The 16944-nt window shown below is 66.2% G+C and carries 16 protein-coding genes; 12 read left to right on the forward strand and 4 right to left on the reverse strand.

Annotation, left to right across the window (positions count from 1 at the left end):
- Positions 1-56 precede the first annotated feature (56 nt).
- On the reverse strand, positions 57-1097 hold the full coding sequence (locus GM1_RS01980; RefSeq protein ID WP_052005286.1) for a YncE family protein: 1041 nt from the start codon (positions 1095-1097) through the stop codon (positions 57-59).
- A 57-nt stretch (positions 1098-1154) separates the two neighbouring features.
- Between GM1_RS01980 and GM1_RS01985 the strand changes: the two genes are divergently transcribed.
- From GM1_RS01985 to GM1_RS02010, 6 genes are all read left to right on the forward strand, one after another.
- Positions 1155-2000, forward strand: a complete 846-nt coding sequence (locus GM1_RS01985; protein WP_008376186.1) for an undecaprenyl-diphosphate phosphatase — start codon at positions 1155-1157, stop codon at positions 1998-2000.
- Between the two features lie 9 nt (positions 2001-2009).
- Positions 2010-2684: an MSMEG_4193 family putative phosphomutase gene (locus GM1_RS01990; protein WP_008376188.1), complete on the forward strand. Its 675-nt coding sequence runs from the start codon at positions 2010-2012 to the stop codon at positions 2682-2684.
- 49 nt (positions 2685-2733) lie between these two features.
- Positions 2734-3432 carry a DUF3090 domain-containing protein gene (locus GM1_RS01995; RefSeq protein WP_008376189.1) on the forward strand — a complete coding sequence of 233 codons (699 nt, stop codon included), beginning with the start codon at positions 2734-2736 and terminating at the stop codon, positions 3430-3432.
- Positions 3429-4238: an SCO1664 family protein gene (locus GM1_RS02000; protein ID WP_008376192.1), complete on the forward strand. Its 810-nt coding sequence runs from the start codon at positions 3429-3431 to the stop codon at positions 4236-4238. Before GM1_RS01995 ends, GM1_RS02000 begins: the two co-directional genes overlap by 4 nt.
- 63 nt (positions 4239-4301) lie before the next feature.
- A complete protein-coding gene (mshC, locus tag GM1_RS02005) occupies positions 4302-5552 on the forward strand; it encodes a cysteine--1-D-myo-inosityl 2-amino-2-deoxy-alpha-D-glucopyranoside ligase (protein ID WP_040519363.1) in 1251 nt (416 codons plus the stop codon).
- Between the two features lie 6 nt (positions 5553-5558).
- Positions 5559-5867, forward strand: a complete 309-nt coding sequence (locus GM1_RS02010) for a hypothetical protein (RefSeq protein WP_008376195.1) — start codon at positions 5559-5561, stop codon at positions 5865-5867.
- A 163-nt stretch (positions 5868-6030) separates the two neighbouring features.
- Here the strand turns inward: GM1_RS02010 and GM1_RS02015 are convergent, their stop codons facing one another.
- Positions 6031-6903, reverse strand: a complete 873-nt coding sequence (locus GM1_RS02015; protein ID WP_008376196.1) for a PAC2 family protein — start codon at positions 6901-6903, stop codon at positions 6031-6033.
- Between the two features lie 50 nt (positions 6904-6953).
- Between GM1_RS02015 and metH the strand changes: the two genes are divergently transcribed.
- Positions 6954-10565, forward strand: a complete 3612-nt coding sequence (metH, locus tag GM1_RS02020; protein ID WP_008376198.1) for a methionine synthase — start codon at positions 6954-6956, stop codon at positions 10563-10565.
- A 46-nt stretch (positions 10566-10611) separates the two neighbouring features.
- A complete protein-coding gene (locus GM1_RS02025; RefSeq protein WP_008376199.1) occupies positions 10612-11283 on the forward strand; it encodes an HAD family hydrolase in 672 nt (223 codons plus the stop codon).
- A gap of 74 nt (positions 11284-11357) precedes the next feature.
- On the opposite strand, the gene GM1_RS02030 is transcribed toward GM1_RS02025, so the two are convergent.
- Positions 11358-12215: an endonuclease domain-containing protein gene (locus GM1_RS02030; RefSeq protein WP_244874748.1), complete on the reverse strand. Its 858-nt coding sequence runs from the start codon at positions 12213-12215 to the stop codon at positions 11358-11360.
- 78 nt (positions 12216-12293) lie between these two features.
- On the opposite strand from GM1_RS02030, the gene GM1_RS02035 reads away from it, so the two are divergent.
- Together GM1_RS02035 and hisG are read left to right on the forward strand one after the other, a co-directional pair.
- Positions 12294-12557: a phosphoribosyl-ATP diphosphatase gene (locus tag GM1_RS02035; RefSeq protein ID WP_008376203.1), complete on the forward strand. Its 264-nt coding sequence runs from the start codon at positions 12294-12296 to the stop codon at positions 12555-12557.
- A 32-nt stretch (positions 12558-12589) separates the two neighbouring features.
- On the forward strand, positions 12590-13438 hold the full coding sequence (gene hisG / locus GM1_RS02040; protein WP_008376204.1) for an ATP phosphoribosyltransferase: 849 nt from the start codon (positions 12590-12592) through the stop codon (positions 13436-13438).
- Positions 13439-13447: 9 nt separating this feature from the next.
- On the opposite strand, the gene GM1_RS02045 is transcribed toward hisG, so the two are convergent.
- Positions 13448-14305 carry a thioesterase family protein gene (locus GM1_RS02045; protein WP_008376206.1) on the reverse strand — a complete coding sequence of 286 codons (858 nt, stop codon included), beginning with the start codon at positions 14303-14305 and terminating at the stop codon, positions 13448-13450.
- Positions 14306-14369: 64 nt separating this feature from the next.
- Here GM1_RS02045 and GM1_RS02050 point away from each other — a divergent pair, with 64 nt between their 5' ends.
- Positions 14370-15200, forward strand: coding sequence for a tRNA (adenine-N1)-methyltransferase (locus GM1_RS02050; protein ID WP_008376207.1), 831 nt, complete (start codon positions 14370-14372; stop codon positions 15198-15200).
- Positions 15201-15231: 31 nt separating this feature from the next.
- Complete coding sequence (gene arc, locus GM1_RS02055) at positions 15232-16911, forward strand: proteasome ATPase (protein ID WP_008376210.1); 1680 nt, start codon at positions 15232-15234, stop codon at positions 16909-16911.
- Positions 16912-16944: the final 33 nt, after the last annotated feature.

Consider the following 16944-nt stretch of genomic DNA (forward strand, 5'->3'; position numbering starts at 1 on the left):
GTCGCCTTCTCCTGGCTGGGTCTGAGGGGACGGTGAAGCGCTACGGCGCGTGTGCGTCAGGGGGTCGTCGCGGTGGCGGGCACGAACTGGAGGCCGTCACCACGCGCCGAGACGAGCAGGAGCCCGCCGTTCGCCGGATCGACGGTCATCGCCGAGACCTGACCGACGGTCGCGATGCGGGCGCGTTCCTTGCCGTCACCGCGCGACAGGTCGTAGGCGACGGCCTCATTGACGCCGGTGGACGACACCCACAGCAGGTCACGCTTCTCGTCGTAGGCGAGGGCGTACGGGCTCGGCGACACCGGCCGCCGCAGGCGCATCACGATCGGTGCGCCGTAGTAGGCGTAGATCTCGTCGTCGCGAGTTCCGGTCGCCATGATTCGACCGAACCTGTCGACGACGGCGTTCGTCGCACCGTTGCCCGCACGCAGCGCAGCCTTGTGCTCGCCCGTCTCGATGTCGACCGGCAGGATCGCCGATTGAGCCCGATCGAGCACGGACACCTGGCCGTCGACGCCGTCGGCGGTGTCCGGCGCGACGAGGATGCGGTCGACCCGCACGAATCCGCCGATCGTTCGAGGCGACGCATGCGGGTCGGCCGGGTAGACCAACAAGGTGCCCTTCGCCGTGCCGACCAGAGTCTGGTCTCCCTTCACCGCGACGGACAGGGGGGAGTCGATCGAATCGCGGCGGATGGTGAAGGCGCCGTCGGGTGCGATCTCGATCAGACCGTCGGGCCCGACTGCGAGGAACGCGCCGTCCGCGGCGATCAGGTCGACGAGACCGGACACCGGCAGCGACACCGTCTTCGGCGGCGGGGTGTCCATCGCACCCGGTTGGACGTGCAACGTGACCGACCGTCCGTCGGCGTTCAGGACCGCCGTGGTCGAACCGACCTGAGCGATCGCGATGCCGGCGACCTGGGGGACGTTCACACCCGCAGGCGACGCCGGAGTCGCGGGGGACTCGGCCGCCACCGCCGGAGCCACAGTCTGCGCGTTGTCGGCGTTCTCCGACGCATTGTCGCCGCAGGCCGCGAGCGTCACCGCCATCGTCGTCGCCAACAGGACAGCCGCCACCTTGGTTCGCACATGCATGTCCTCCATTTTGCGTGACCGCCGCCCGCCGCCTCGTGATGGGTAGCATCTACGCCCGTGACTGAAACGATGAGCTGGCTTCAGGCGGTGGTCCTCGGGGCCCTGCAGGGTTTGACCGAATTCCTTCCGATCTCCTCGTCCGGACACCTGCGGATCGTGTCGCAGATCTGGTTCGGGCAGGACGCAGGTGCGGCATTCACCGCGGTCACGCAGTTGGGCACCGAACTCGCCGTCCTGATCTTCTTCGCCAAGGACATCTGGCGAATCGTTCTTGCTTGGTTCGGCGGACTGCGGAATCCAGAGCGACGCGGCGTCGACTACCGGATCGGCTGGTACGTGATTCTCGCCACCATCCCGATCGGAGTCCTCGGCTTCGTGTTTCGGCACCAGATCAGCACCGCCGCGCGCAACCTGTGGTTGGTCGCGATCATGCTGATTCTGTTCTCGTTCGTGTTCATCGCCGCCGAACGCATCGGTTCACGGTCGAAGTCGATCGAGACGATGACTCGCCGCGACGCGATCGCCATGGGCCTCGCTCAGTGTCTGGCATTGATTCCCGGCGTCTCTCGGTCGGGTGCGACGGCGTCGGCCGGTCTGTTCGTCGGCATGGAACGCGCGGCGGCGTTCCGCTTCTCATTCCTCATCGCCATCCCCGCGGTCGTCGCGTCGGGCCTGTTCAGCCTCAAGGACGCCTTCGAACCGGCCGCCGCCGGCCAGGTGACCGCGTCCGGGCCGCAGATCGTCGTCGCGACCGCCATCGCCTTCGTCCTCGGCTACGTGTCGATCGCGTGGCTGCTCAAGTTCGTTTCGCATCACTCGCTCGCGTGGTTCGCGGGTTACCGGATCGCGCTCGGTCTCCTCGTCATCGGCCTGCTCGCCGGTGGCGTCATCTCGGCGACATAGGCTCGGACCATGACGGTGATACTGGTCCGCCACGGGCGGTCGACGGCCAACACCTCGGGTGTCCTCGCCGGTCGCACACCCGGAGTCGCACTGGACGACGCGGGCCGTGCCCAGGCGACGGCTCTGATCGAACGCCTCGACGGCGTGACCGACCGGCTGACCGCAGTGGTGCGGTCTCCGCTGCAACGTTGTGCAGAGACCGTTGCGCCCCTCGTCGGCCATCTCGACGGCATGACCGACGTCGAAGACGCGCGGTTGGCGGAAGTCGACTACGGCGAGTGGAGCGGCCGCAAGTTGTCCGAACTCGTCGACGAACCCCTCTGGCGCACAGTGCAGCGTCATCCGTCGGCGGCGGTGTTCCCTGGCGGGGAGGGTCTCGCCGACGTGTCTCGTCGGGCCTGCGCCGCCGTCCGGGAGCTCGACCGAGTTCATGGCGGTGACGACGGGAACGGAGTCTGGCTGGCCTGTTCGCACGGTGACGTGATCAAGAGCGTCATCGCGGACGCCTACGGGATGCACCTCGACTCCTTTCAGCGCATCGTCGTCGACCCTGCGTCGATCACCGTGATCCGGTACACGCGGGATCGGCCCTATGTGATCACCGTGAACAACCCGGGAGCGATCGTGCTTCCCGCGCCGCGCCACCACACCGACGCCGATGTCGGCGGAGGCAAGGGCGCGTAGCCTTGCGGTCATTGGGCGTCGCAGTCATCAGCAGGAAGGTGGAGTAGCAGTGTCGCGCACGATTCATGAGTTCCGCAGCCCGGCCCGGTTCGTCGCCGGCACGGTCGGCGTCCCCGGGGATCGCACCTTCTTCCTCCAGGTGTCGCAGGACCAGCGGGTGATGAGCGTCGAACTCGAGAAGCAGCAGGTACTGATCCTCGCGGACCGCCTCGGGTACCTCCTGGACGAGGTGGCCCGCCGGTTCGGCGCGAGTGTGCCGCCGGAGACCGAACAGGTCGTCGACACCGAGCCTCTCGCCAATCCGATCGAATCCGAGTTCCGTGTCGGGTCGATGGGGTTGGGTTGGGATGCCGAAGCGTCGGCAGTGGTGGTGGAACTGCTCGCGATCACCGAGCAGCCACTGGACGAGAGCGTCATCCTCGACGACACGGAAGAAGGGCCCGACACGGTCCGGGTGTTCCTGTCGGCCGATGCCGCCCGGCAGTTCAGCGCGCGGTCGATGAGGGTGATCGCCGCAGGCCGTCCCCTCTGCCCGCTCTGCACGATGCCGCTCGACGCGTCGGGTCACATCTGCGCCCGCAGCAACGGTTACAAGCGGGACGTCGAGTTCTCGCGGTCCGACGAGTTCATCGATCCCGACGTGCTCGCCGCGCTCGGACGCGTGGTGCCGGGATTCGACGCGTCCTTCCAAGTGGACCACGATTCGACCACCGCAGACGACGACACAGACGACGACCGCCCGGAGTGAACCGGACCATCCTCGAGGTCCTCACCGATGGGGACCTGACGCTGTTGGGACGGATACCCACGGCGAGCAACCTCACCCTCGCGTGCCATGCCGGACCCGACGAGTTGATGTGCGTCTACAAGCCCGTCCGAGGTGAGGTGCCGCTCTGGGATTTTCCCGACGGCACCCTCGCCGGCCGCGAGGTCGCGTCATACCTGATCAGCGAAGCGCTCGGCTGGGGCGTCGTCCCGGAGACGGTGCTCCGCCAGACCGGACCGTCCGACGCCGATCTGGGGCCGGGAATGCTGCAACGCTGGATCCATGTTCCCGACGAACCCGAGGTGCGCGATCCGGTCGACCTGGTTCCCGTCGACGCCGTCGGCGACGATGTGATCCCGATACTTCGTGCATACGACGAGGACGGATCGCTGGTCGCACTAGTCCACTCCGACACCCCGAGCCTCAGACGACTCGCAGTCTTCGACGTGGTCGTGAACAACGCCGACCGCAAGGGCGGTCACATCCTCGTCGATCAGAACGGACACGTGTACGGGATCGACCACGGGATCTGCCTGCACACGGACGACAAATTGCGCACCGTCCTGTGGGGATGGGCGGGGCAAGCCGTTCCGGGCGACCTTCTCGTGGACTTGACTCGGGTGGCCGAGCGGCTCGCGGACGGTGACGACGCGCTGACCGTGCGACTCGGTGCGTTGATCACACCAGGCGAGATCGGCGCCCTCCGGGACCGCATCGCGCGCCTCCTCGACGGCGGGACGATGCCGCTGCCGCCGGGTGAGCGCGCGATCCCGTGGCCGCCGTTCTGACCCGAGCGAGAAGAACACGGCCCGTTCGACGGCCGACCGACCGCTCGACATACAGTTGTGGACATGCAGTCGTGGCCGTCGCCCCAGATCCCGTCCGTACCCGGCGTCTCACCGGCTCTACGTCTGTTCGACACGTCGTCGAAGCAGGTGGCGCCGCTCGCGCCCGGACCCGTCGCCGGAATGTACGTCTGCGGCATCACCCCGTACGACGCCACCCACCTCGGTCACGCCGCCACCTACGTGACGTTCGACCTGATCAACCGGGTGCTCCGGGACCAGGGACACGACGTCCATTACGTGCAGAACATCACCGACGTCGACGATCCGCTGTTCGAGCGCGCCGAACGCGACGGTGTGGACTGGCGAGACCTCGGCACGAGGGAGATCGACCTGTTCCGCGAGGACATGGCGGCGCTGCGGGTCCTCCCGCCGAGGGATTACATCGGTGCCATGGAGTCGGTCGACGAGGTGATCGCCGCCGTCGGCCGCCTCCTCGAGAACGGTTCAGCCTACGTCGTCGACGACGCCGAGTACCCCGACGTGTACTTCAGCGTCGATGCGACCGAGCAGTTCGGCTACGAGTCGGGCTACGACGCCGAGACGATGGCGAAGTACTTCGCCGAACGCGGCGGCGACCCGGACCGTGCGGGTAAGCGTAATCCGCTCGACGCACTCCTGTGGCGCATCCAACGGCCCGGAGAGCCGTCGTGGGAGTCACCGTTCGGCGCCGGGCGACCAGGCTGGCACATCGAGTGCTCAGCCATCGCCCTCAACCGACTCGGCATGGCGTTCGACGTGCAGGGCGGCGGCAGCGACCTGATCTTCCCCCACCACGAGTTCTCTGCGGCGCACGCCGAAGCCGAGACGGGGGAGCGCCGCTTCGCCCGCCACTACGTCCACACCGGAATGATCGGTCTGGACGGCGAGAAGATGTCGAAGAGCCTCGGCAACCTCGTCAAGGTGTCCGTCTTGAGGCGCAATGGAGTGGACGTCGGCGCCGTTCGACTCGGCCTGATCAGCGGGCACTACCGCGACGACCGCATGTGGACCGATCTCGTCCTGTCAGACGGCGAGCGTCGGCTCGCCACCTGGCGTCGTGCCGCAGCTCTCGAGACCGGACCCGACGCGACTGACACCGTCGCACGCCTCCGTCAGCATCTCGCGGACGACCTGGACACACCGAAGGCGCTCGCGGCCGTCGACGCGTGGGCCGCCGACGCCATTCTGGGCATCGGTTCGTCGACCGAGGCCCCCGGACTTGTCGCCGCCGCCGTCGACGCCCTCCTCGGCGTCGACATCAACCCGAGTGCGTAGGAAGCCATGACCCGCGTCAGCGAGATTCCATCCGGCACCTCAGACGGTGTCTGGACGGTGATGACCCACACGTCGACTTACGTGCTCGACTTCGAGGAGATGACCCTGCTCCGAGCTCCGGGCGTGGGGCGCAATGAGGATCAGCGCTGGGAGGTCAGCGAACTGCGGCGCGACTCCGAAGACATCCCCCTGATCGGCGTCAAGCAGTGCGTTGTCGGAGAGCCCGCACAGTTCTGGGTCACCGCGGCCGACGATCCGGACGTCCGTACCTGGCGTATCACCACGCCGGTCGTCGACATTGAACGCATCGGCTAGCTAGTGTCGCGTGTTGAAAGTTCCTTAATGGTTGGCGGCACCCCGCTGCACACCTGGCGGCGTTGTCGTCGGTCGTGATACCTGCCGGTATCCCTCCCTCCTCCGCCTTGCCAGCTGCACAGCGGAGCACCTCCAACCGTCTAGGAACTTTCAACACGCGACACTAGTCCGAGCCCTCGTTCCTTCTGCGGAGGTACTTCTCGAACTCCGCGGCGAGGGCGTCGCCGTCTACTTCGACCATCGGGTTCTCGTCGCCGGCCTCGTCGTCTTCCCGTTCCTCGAGATCACGGACGTAGGCGGCCATGTCGTCATCGTCGGACATCATCTCGTCGACGTCCTCCTGCCAGTCTCGAGCCTGCTGATCGAGACGGCCGAGAGGTATAGGGACCTCGATGATGGGCTCAAGACGCCGAAGCAGCGCGACGGTGGCCTTGGGGTTCGGCGGGTGCGCGATGTAGTGGGGGACCGCAGCCCACAGCGAGATGGACGGTACTCCGGCCTGGACGAATGCGTCCTGGAGGACGCCGGTGATGCCGGTCGGGCCCTCATACTTGCTCGGGGACAGCCCGAAACGCGTCGCGGCCGCGCTCGTTTCCGCCGATCCGGACACCGGGACGGGCCGGGTGTGGGGCGTGTCGGCGAGCAGCGCCCCCATCATCACGACGAGCTCGACGTCCAACGCGTCAGCGAGTTCGACCAGTTGGGAGCAGAACGCGCGCCACCGCAGGTTCGGTTCGGGTCCGAGGACGAACACCACGTCTCGATCGGCGTCCGGAAGGCGCGCATACGAGACAGACGTCGACGGCCACGCTATGCGACGCGTCACACCGTCCACGGTCGTGATCGTCGGCCGGTTGGACTGGTAGTCGTAGAAGTCGTCGCCGTCGATCTCGCGGAGATCCGTTGCGTCCCAGGTCAGGGCCAGATGTTCGACTGCGGACGAGGCTGCGTCTCCGGCGTCGTTCCATCCGCCGAACGCGGCGATCATCACCGGGCGGCGCAGTTCGGGCAGACCGGACGGGCGTGGAGAGTTCATCGAGAAGAGCCTACGGCGGACCGCGTTCGACGGCGAACTACGCTGGAGGGATGCCATACTCCGTTTCGCGCCAGGATTCGTACGACTCGACATTGCTTCAGGCCATGTCGCGTCGTGTACTGATCGGTGACGGGGCTATGGGCACGATGCTTCAGGCCGCCGATCTCACGGTCGACGGCGACTTCCTCGGGCTCGAGGGCTGCAACGAGATCCTCAACGACACTCGCCCCGATGTTCTCGCCGACATCCACCGCAGTTACTTCGAAGCCGGGGCCGACGTCGTCGAGACGAACACCTTCGGCTGCAACCTGTCGAACCTCGGTGACTACGACATCGCCGACCGCATCCGTGAGCTCGCTTACAAGGGGACCTCGATCGCCCGCGGCGTCGCCGACGAGATGGGTCCGTCTGCCGACGGAACCGACCGCTACGTCCTGGGCTCCATCGGACCCGGCACAAAACTCCCCAGCCTGGGACACACCACGTTCGCCGTGATCCGCGACGCGTACCAGGAGTGTGTTCTCGGCATGCTCGAAGGCGGCGCCGACGGCATCCTCATCGAGACGTCCCAGGATCTGCTGCAACTCAAGGCGGCGGTCATCGCGGCACGTCGTGCGATGGACGAGATGGGTCGCCATCTCCCCATCATCGCGCACATCACCGTCGAGACCACTGGAACGATGCTCGTCGGATCGGAGATCGGCGCCGCACTGGCGGCCATCGAGCCGCTCGGAGTGGACGTCATCGGCCTCAACTGCGCCACCGGTCCGGCCGAGATGAGTGAGCACCTCCGGTACCTGTCGAAGCACGCGCGAGTACCCGTGTCAGTTATGCCGAACGCCGGGCTCCCCGTACTCGGGGCGAACGGTGCCGAGTACCCGCTCACGGCTCCCGAGATGGCGGAGGCGCTCGCAGGGTTCGTCCGGGACTACGGCCTGCAGTTCGTCGGCGGCTGCTGTGGCAGCACCCCGGAGCACATCCGCCAGGTGGCCGCGGCCGTCGCCGCCGTCGAGCCCAAGCCGCGCACCCCGGAACACGTGTCGGAGACGTCGTCTCTGTACACGGCCGTGCCGTTCGATCAGGATGCAAGCTTCCTGGTCATCGCCGAACGCACCAACTCGAACGGTTCCAAGGCGTTCCGCGAGGCGATGATCGCAGGCGACTATCAGAAGTGCCTGGAGATCGCGAAGGACCAGACGCGCGACGGGGCGCACATGCTCGACCTCAACATCGACTATGTGGGCCGCGACGGCGCCGCGGACATGACAGAGCTCGCGTCGCGATTCGCCACCGCGTCGACGTTGCCGATCATGATCGACTCCACCGAACCCGAGGTGATCCGGGCCGGACTGGAGCATCTGGGCGGTCGGTGCGCCGTGAACTCGGTGAACTACGAGGACGGCGACGGACCCGATTCCCGTTTCGCGCGCATCATGCGGCACGCGGTGGAACACGGTGCCGCGGTCGTCGCGTTGACGATCGACGAGGAGGGGCAGGCCCGAACCGCCGACCACAAAGTCGCCATCGCCGAACGGCTCATCACCGACATCACCGAGAACTGGGGCCTCGCCGAAGAGGACATCATCATCGACGCCCTCACGTTCCCGATCTCGACGGGCCAGGAGGAGGTTCGCCGCGACGGCATCGAGACGATCGAGGCGATCCGTCGTCTCAAGCAGTCCCACCCCACGATCCACTTCACACTGGGCATCTCGAACATCTCGTTCGGTCTCAATCCGGCGGCCCGCCAGGTGCTGAACTCGGTGTTTCTGCACGAGTGCGTGCAGGCCGGACTGGACACGGCCATCGTGCACGCTTCGAAGATCCTGCCGATGGCGCGCATCCCAGACGAGCACCGGGAGACGGCTCTCGACCTCGTGTACAACCGCAGGCGTGAGCAGGGGACTGACGGTCCCGACGACAAGGGCTACGACCCCTTGCAGAAGCTCATGGAGTTGTTCGAAGGCGTGTCGGCGGCGTCGGCCCGCGAATCCCGTGCCGCGGAGCTGGCGAAGATGCCGCTGTTCGAGCGACTGGAACGCCGGATCGTCGACGGGGAGCGCAACGGCCTCATCGAGGACCTCGACGAAGCTCGTGAGACCGTCCCGCCGCTGTCGATCATCAATGACACCCTGCTCTCGGGCATGAAGACCGTCGGTGAGCTGTTCGGCTCAGGCCAGATGCAGCTGCCGTTCGTCCTGCAGTCCGCCGAGGTGATGAAGGCCGCTGTCGCCCATCTCGAGCAGTTCATGGAGGCCTCGGACGAGGACGGCAAGGGGCGGATCGTGCTCGCCACCGTGAAGGGCGACGTCCACGACATCGGCAAGAACCTGGTCGACATCATCCTGTCGAACAACGGCTACGACGTGGTCAACATCGGCATCAAGCAGCCCATCGCCACGATCCTCTCGGTCGCAGAGGATCAGCGTGCCGACGTCATCGGGATGTCCGGCCTGCTCGTGAAGTCGACCGTCGTGATGAAGGAGAACCTCGAGGAGATGAACTCGCGCGGTAAGAGCGAGTTCCCCGTCCTCCTCGGCGGTGCGGCGTTGACTCGTACCTATGTCGAGGGTGATCTCGCCGACATCTACGAGGGAGACGTCCGTTACGCGCGTGATGCGTTCGAGGGTCTGACGTTGATGGACGAGATCATGGCGATCAAGCGCGGGGAGGGACCGGACCCCGACAGCCCGGAGGCCAAGGCCGCTGCAGCGAAGGTCGCTGAGCGCAAGGCCCGCCGAGAGCGGTCGCAGCGGATCGCAGCGAAGCGCAAGGCGGCCGAGGTTCCCGTCGAGGTTCCTGCACGGTCGGACGTCGCCGCCGACAACGAGATCCCGGAGCCGCCGTTCTGGGGCACCCGGATCGTCAAGGGCATCCCGGTCGCCGAGTATCTGACGATGCTCGACGAGCGCGCGCTGTTCCTCGGCCAGTGGGGGCTTCGCGGCACGCGCGGCGACTCGGGTCCCGACTACGACGAGCTCGTCGAGACCGAGGGTCGTCCCCGCCTGCGCGAATGGATCTCGCGACTGGCCACCGAGGGAATCCTCGCCCACGCGGCTGTCGTGTACGGGTACTTCCCGGCTGTCAGCGAGGGTGATGTGGTGCATGTCCTCGAGTCGGCCGACCCGTCGTCGCCGATCCGGCACAGCTTCGAGTTCCCGCGCCAGCAGCGGACTCGTTTCCTGTGCATCGCCGACTTCATCCGGTCCCGCGAGGACGCGATCGAGGCCGGCCGTGTCGACGTTCTGCCGTTCCAGCTCGTGACCATGGGCCAGCCGATCGCCGATTTCGCGAACGAGCTGTTCGCGGGCGACGAGTATCGCGATTACCTGGAAGTTCACGGCATCGGCGTGCAGTTGACAGAAGCGCTCGCCGAGTACTGGCACCAGCGGGTGCGGAGTGAGCTGACGTTCGACGGCGGTTCGATGGCCGACGGCGACCCGGATCGGCCGCAGGGCTTCTTCGATCTCGAGTACCGCGGCGCACGCTATTCGTTCGGCTACGGCGCCTGCCCGAGCCTCGAGGATCGCGCGAAGATGATCGATCTGCTCGAGCCGGAGCGCATCGGCGTCGAACTGTCGGAGGAGCTCCAGCTGCATCCCGAACAGTCGACCGACGCGTTTGTGCTCCACCACCCGGAAGCGAAGTACTTCAACACCTAGGGTGGGGGCGGAGACATCATTCGCCACCAACCACCAGGAGGACACAGTGATCGACGAAGCAGGCCAGCCCGGAGCGGTCTTCTGGGACATGGACGGCACCCTGCTCGACACCGAACCACTGTGGGAGCAGGTCCTGGTGGAGTTCGCCAACAGACTCGGGATCGAGATGACCCCGACGTTGCGCGAGTCGACGATGGGGAACAGTTCTCCCGACGCGATGACGAAGGTGTACGACGCCGCGCTCGTGCCCGAATCGGGCCGGGACTTCGAGGCCGACGAGGCGTGGATGGTTCAACGAGTGATCGACCTGTTCGCGGCCGGTACGCCGTGGCGTCCCGGTGCGGTCGACGCACTGGACATGGTGGCCGCCGCCGACATCCCCATGGTGCTGGTCACGAACACGATGCGCGAGGTGACCGACGTCCTGTTGGAGACGATCGGCGCCGACCGCTTCGTCGCGACCGTCTGCGGGGACGAGGTGGAGGCGGGCAAGCCCGAACCGCATATCTACCGTCGTGCGGCGGAGATCGTCGGGCTTCCCGTGCGCCGCTGCCTCGCCATCGAGGATTCTCCGACGGGTGCGGCGTCGACGTTCGCCGCCGGTGTCCGAGCGATCATCATCCCGTCCGCGATCCCGGTTCCGCCGCGCCCGACATTCACTTTCCGCGAGTCGCTCGTCGGGCTCACCCTGGACGACCTCGTCGCGGCTTTGGCCTGATGACTGAAATCGTCCCCGAGCCTAGACTCCAAGGGCTATTCGCCCTCTGCGAGCCGCCTCGGGGACGATTTCAGTCATAGTTGGTTGCGCCGAAGAGATCGGTCGACCGCACGGCGGGAGCGAACGCTCCGGACTCGGTGTCGGTCGTCGTCCGTGACGCCGCGGATGTCGGCGAGTGTGTCCGCCCAGCCGAAGATGACGTCGTCGTAGATGAAGCGCATCGACATCCACCCGTCCTTGAGGGACCGTCGATCGCGCCTGCGGTCCTTGGCGTACTGCTTTTTCGTCTCGTGATACTGCCGACCGTCGCATTCCAACAGCAGACGACCGATGCGCATGTCCGCCCATTCGTATTCGGCGATACCCGGTTGGACGACCACGTCGAAGCCGGTCGCACGCAATCGCACTCGCATGATGCTCTCGGTGCCCGACTGCGAACGCTCGTCGACCTTCTCCAACAGACCGGCCAGTCTGTACCCGGTGAACGGTTCGAGCCGGAATCGAAGGTCGTCGACCGAGGTCCCCGTCGAGTTCAGATACGAATCGCATACGGCGATCCAGTCCTCGGCCGTCATACACGATGCCGCACATGCCAGCGCGTACTCGACCGGATCGACCGCGGTCAGTGTGGCCGGCGCGCGGCCGACCGGAGTGGTGCAGCCGGCGCGCTTCCCCGCACCGCGCAACGCCTTGCTCCGCCGCACATGGACGTTCGAATACCCCGGTGGCACCCACAGGCTGTTGAGGGTCAGCGCGGACACGCACCCGAGAACCCCACCCGCCTTGACGGCGGACACGACGGTGGGATCAGCATCGTCGAAGGCGAACCACCCCTGACGGAGTCGCCGTACCCTGCCCTGCCGGATCGCTGTGCGCAACGTCGCATCGGTGAAGCCCAAGCGGCCCATCTGCGCCCGGCTGAACACCTTCACATCCTTCACATGAGGTAAGACGCACGACACGACCGACCGGTTCCACCGACACACTCGGGGCGTGAAACAATACGTCCCGTGAAGACCTTCGACGAACTGTTCGCTGAGCTGGCCGAGAAGGCGCAGACGCGCCCCGACGGGAGCGGCACCGTCGCCGCACTCGACTCCGGCATCCATACCCTCGGCAAGAAGATCATCGAAGAGGCCGGCGAAGTGTGGTTGGCCGCCGAGCATGAGTCCGACGACTCGCTCTCCGAAGAGATCTCCCAGCTCGTCTACTGGCTCCAGGTGATGATGATCAAACGTGGTCTGACTCCCGCCGATGTCTACAAGTACCTCTGAGCCGACCCGAACACCTCTAGGAACAACCACTCATGTTGCGTGTTGCAGTCCCCAACAAGGGCGCGCTGTCCGAAGCCGCCGCCGCGATCCTCTCGGAGGCCGGTTACCGTAAGCGGTCCGATCCGAAGGACCTGTCGGTCATCGACGTCAACAACGACGTCGAGTTCTACTTCCTGCGCCCGAAGGACGTCGCGATCTATGTCGGCGCGGGCACACTCGACCTCGGGATCACCGGCCGCGACCTGGCGGCCGACTCCGGTGCCGAGGTCATCGAAGAAGTAGCGCTCGGGTTCGGGTCGTCGACGTTCCGGTATGCGGCCCCGAACGACCAGACGTGGACCGTCGACGATCTCGCGGGCAAGCGGATCGCGACGTCGTACCCCAACCTCGTCCGCCGCGACCTCGCCGCCCGCGGGATCGACGCCGAGATCATCCGGCTCGACGGCGCGGTGGAGATCTCCATCCAGCTCGGTGTGGCCGACGTCATCGCCGATGTGGTGGGTTCAGGTCGGACCCTGCGTCTACATGATCTGGCAGCCTTCGGAGAGTCTCTCTGCGATTCCGAAGCGGTCCTCATTCGGAACCCGGAGTCGGCGGAGGCGTCGAAGGCGGCCAAGCAGTTCATCGCTCGCGTGCAGGGTGTCGTGTTCGGTCAGCAGTACGTGATGATCGACTACGACTGCCCCAAGGCGCTCCTCGACCGCGCCGTCGCCATGACGCCGGGCCTCGAATCGCCGACGGTGTCACCGATGCTCGACCCCGATTGGCTCGCGGTCCGGGCGATGGTGCCGCGCAAGACCCACCAGTCGCTCATGGACGACCTGTCGGAGATCGGCGTCCGCGCGATCCTCGCCTCCGACATCCGTTCCTGCCGCTTCTGAGTGGAAGCGTCAACGGACGTCGACGATCATGTCCGTCTGCGCGGACCGGCCGAGGAAGCCGGCCACGTCGTACAGGTCGGCGAACGTGGCGCCGTAGCCGTCGCGTCCCACCGCGAGATCGGAGTCGAGACCCAGCCACGGGCTCGTCGGCTGTCCGACGAGGTGGACTGTCGTGTCCATGTTCATCCATGACCACTTCGTAGGGTCCAGGCGCGTTCCGACGCCGTTGGCCACATCGAGCACGGTGAAGATCGACTCGAGGTGCGATGGCGTCTCACCTTCGACGAGCTCGCGGTCCGGCCGGATCCAGATCGACGGCGTAGAGCCGGTGCGACCCTCCTGCCGGGCGATGACGGTGGTGCCGATGAACCCGACGCGTCCCCACGCGACGGCTTCGTCGCCCTCTGCGGGGAAGCCGACGACCTGTCGGAGGTCATCAGGTCCGGCAGGCAGCGGTTCGCGCGGGATGCTCTGGGCGTCCGCCGAGTCGGCCGCCAGGATCCGCCAGGCCACGGTGCGACCGGCGAGCCGGAACTCGCCGTCGGGCATCTGACATTCCAGTTCGGCCGTGACCTGCGAGATGCGGCGGCCGGGCCGCGACACCCAGGCGCGGACGCGGTTCACCCCCAGGCCCATGGCCCCGAGGATCTCCGTGGTCACCCGCGTGAAATGCTGGCCGTCGTCGGCGACCGCCCGGACCATCGCACGCATCATCAGGCCTGCAGGCGGGCCGCCGTGCTGCAAGTCGGCCGACCAGACGCTGATCGTCGCTTCAGTGGGCTGGAAGTACTCGAACTCGGCGTCGGCCCCGGCGGGCGCCGCCAGCGGGACGTAGTAGCTCGTCGCCGTCGATTCACGATCTGCCATGGGCGTCACTCTATGCTGATAGCAGTTCATGCCCTGCTCTCGACCCGTAAGGAATCAGCCACCGATGCCGACCACCGGCCCGTTCGCCGAAGGCGACCGCGTACAGCTCACCGACTCCAAGGGACGCAAGTTCACGGTGGTCTTGGAACCCGACAAGCAGTTCCACACCCACCGCGGCGGGATCGAACACAACTATCTGATCGGCGCAGACGAAGGCACGATGGTGAAGTCGGCCAACGGAACCGAATACCTCGCACTGCGGCCGCTGCTGACCGACTACATCCTGTCGATGCCGCGCGGAGCGCAGGTCATCTACCCGAAGGACACCGCGCAGATCGTCGCCGAGGGCGACATCTTCCCCGGGGCGAAGGTCCTCGAAGCAGGCGCCGGATCGGGGTCGTTGACCCTGTCACTGCTCCGCGCAGTCGGCACCAGCGGCTCGGTCACGTCGTACGAGGTGCGTGACGATCACGCCGAACACGCGGTCCGCAACGTCGAGACGTTCTGGGGCGGCGCTCCGGACAACTGGAAGCTGATCATCGACGATCTCGCGAACCACGACCCGGCCGACCAGTTCGACCGGGTGATTCTCGACATGCTGGCGCCGTGGGAGCACCTCGAGCTCGTCTCGAAGACACTCAAGCCCGGGGGTGTGCTGACCGTGTACGTCGCGACGGTCACTCAGCTCTCCAAGGTGATGGAGGGCCTTCGTGAACTCCAGTGCTGGACCGAACCGCGGGCGTGGGAATCGTTCGTTCGGGATTGGAGCGCTGTCGGTCTGGCAGTGCGTCCGGAACATCGCATGCAGGGGCACACGGCGTTCCTGATCACTGCACGACGACTCGCCGACGGCACCGAAACCCTGCGCGTGCAGCGCCGTCCGACGCGCGGGTAGCGTAGAAACACGTAGCGATGAAGGAGGCCCGATGATCCCGACTGTGCAGTCAGGCGCGGAGTCCGGTGCGAGTGGCGACAGCCCGCAGGAGCGGATCGAGAAGCTCACCACCCGGAACACGAAGCTGACCGAACTCCTCAAGGAGGCGCGGCAGCAGTTGATCGCCCTTCGCGAAGAGGTCGACAACCTCGGCCAGCCGCCGAGCGGATACGGCGTCCTCCTCGGGGTCACCGACGGCGACACCGTCGACGTCTTCACCTCGGGCCGCAAGATGCGTCTCACCGTCTCCCCGAACATCGACACCGACACGCTGCGTCGCGGACAGTCGTTGCGGCTCAATGAAGCGCTGACTGTCGTCGAAGCGCTCGGATACGACGAGGTCGGCGAGATCTCCACCCTCCGCGAGATCCTCGCGGGCGGACGCCGCGCGCTGGTCGTCGGCCACACCGACGAAGAGCGTGTGGTGCAGTTGGCCGACGCACTCGTCCACCAGGGCGACGGTGGCGAGAGCGAGCGCAAACTGCGGCCCGGCGACTCGCTGCTCGTGGACGGCAAGGCCGGGTACGCGCTCGAACGGATCCCGAAGGCCGAAGTCGAAGACCTGGTTCTCGAAGAGGTCCCGGATGTCGACTACGAAGACATAGGCGGTCTCCGTCGTCAGATCGAACAGATCCGCGACGCCGTGGAGCTGCCGTTCCTGCACAGCGATCTCTTCGCCGAGTACTCGCTGCGGCCGCCGAAGGGAGTGCTGCTGTACGGCCCGCCCGGCAATGGCAAGACGCTCATCGCCAAAGCCGTCGCCAATTCTCTCGCTCGCCAGATCGCGCAGGCGCGCGGCGACGATTCGAGTGAGGCGAAGAGCTACTTCCTGAACATCAAGGGGCCGGAACTGCTCAACAAGTTCGTCGGTGAGACCGAGCGGCACATCCGCTTGATCTTCCAACGTGCGCGGGAGAAGGCGTCCGAAGGCACTCCGGTGATCGTCTTCTTCGACGAGATGGATTCGATCTTCCGCACTCGTGGCTCGGGTGTCTCGTCCGACGTCGAGACCACGGTCGTGCCGCAGCTTCTGAGCGAGATAGACGGCGTCGAGGGGCTTGAGAACGTCATCGTGATCGGCGCGTCCAACCGCGAGGACATGATCGATCCCGCCATTCTCCGACCCGGTCGACTGGACGTGAAGATCAAGATCGAACGGCCCGACGCGGAATCGGCCGTGGACATCTTCACCAAGTACTTGACCACGGATGTGCCGCTGCACGCCGACGAGGTCGCGGAGTTCGGTGGTGATCCGCAGGCCTGCGTCGACGCGATGATCCAGCGTGTGGTCGAGCGGATGTACGCCGAGACCGACGACAACCGCTTCCTCGAAGTCACGTACGCCAACGGCGACAAAGAGATCATGTACTTCAAGGACTTCAACTCGGGAGCGATGATCCAGAACATCGTCGACCGTGCCAAGAAGTACGCGATCAAAGCGCATCTCGAGAGCGGTCAGCGCGGTCTGCGGATCGGGCATCTGCTCGACGCGATCCTCGACGAGTTCGCCGAGAACGAAGATCTCCCGAACACCACCAACCCCGACGACTGGGCCCGCATCTCGGGCAAGAAGGGCGAGCGGATCGTGTACATCCGGACGCTCGTCACCGGCAAGGGAAGTGGCGCCAGCCGCGCGATCGACACCGAATCGAATACCGGCCAATACCTGTGACCAGGTTCCGGGGGGGCCGGACACGCCGTGCGG

Source organism: Gordonia malaquae NBRC 108250 (genome assembly GCF_000344135.1).
Classification (GTDB): Bacteria; Actinomycetota; Actinomycetes; order Mycobacteriales; family Mycobacteriaceae; genus Gordonia; species Gordonia malaquae.

Coding starts and splice junctions, on each gene's coding strand:
- GM1_RS02045 (WP_008376206.1), bottom strand. CDS start 14,305: ATGGCAGATCGTGAATCGACGGCGACGAGCTACTACGTCCCGCTGGCG.
- GM1_RS02010 (WP_008376195.1), top strand. CDS start 5,559: ATGACCCGCGTCAGCGAGATTCCATCCGGCACCTCAGACGGTGTCTGG.
- GM1_RS01980 (WP_052005286.1), bottom strand. CDS start 1,097: ATGCATGTGCGAACCAAGGTGGCGGCTGTCCTGTTGGCGACGACGATG.
- arc (WP_008376210.1), top strand. CDS start 15,232: ATGATCCCGACTGTGCAGTCAGGCGCGGAGTCCGGTGCGAGTGGCGAC.
- hisG (WP_008376204.1), top strand. CDS start 12,590: ATGTTGCGTGTTGCAGTCCCCAACAAGGGCGCGCTGTCCGAAGCCGCC.
- metH (WP_008376198.1), top strand. CDS start 6,954: ATGCCATACTCCGTTTCGCGCCAGGATTCGTACGACTCGACATTGCTT.
- GM1_RS01990 (WP_008376188.1), top strand. CDS start 2,010: ATGACGGTGATACTGGTCCGCCACGGGCGGTCGACGGCCAACACCTCG.
- GM1_RS02050 (WP_008376207.1), top strand. CDS start 14,370: ATGCCGACCACCGGCCCGTTCGCCGAAGGCGACCGCGTACAGCTCACC.
- mshC (WP_040519363.1), top strand. CDS start 4,302: ATGCAGTCGTGGCCGTCGCCCCAGATCCCGTCCGTACCCGGCGTCTCA.
- GM1_RS02015 (WP_008376196.1), bottom strand. CDS start 6,903: ATGAACTCTCCACGCCCGTCCGGTCTGCCCGAACTGCGCCGCCCGGTG.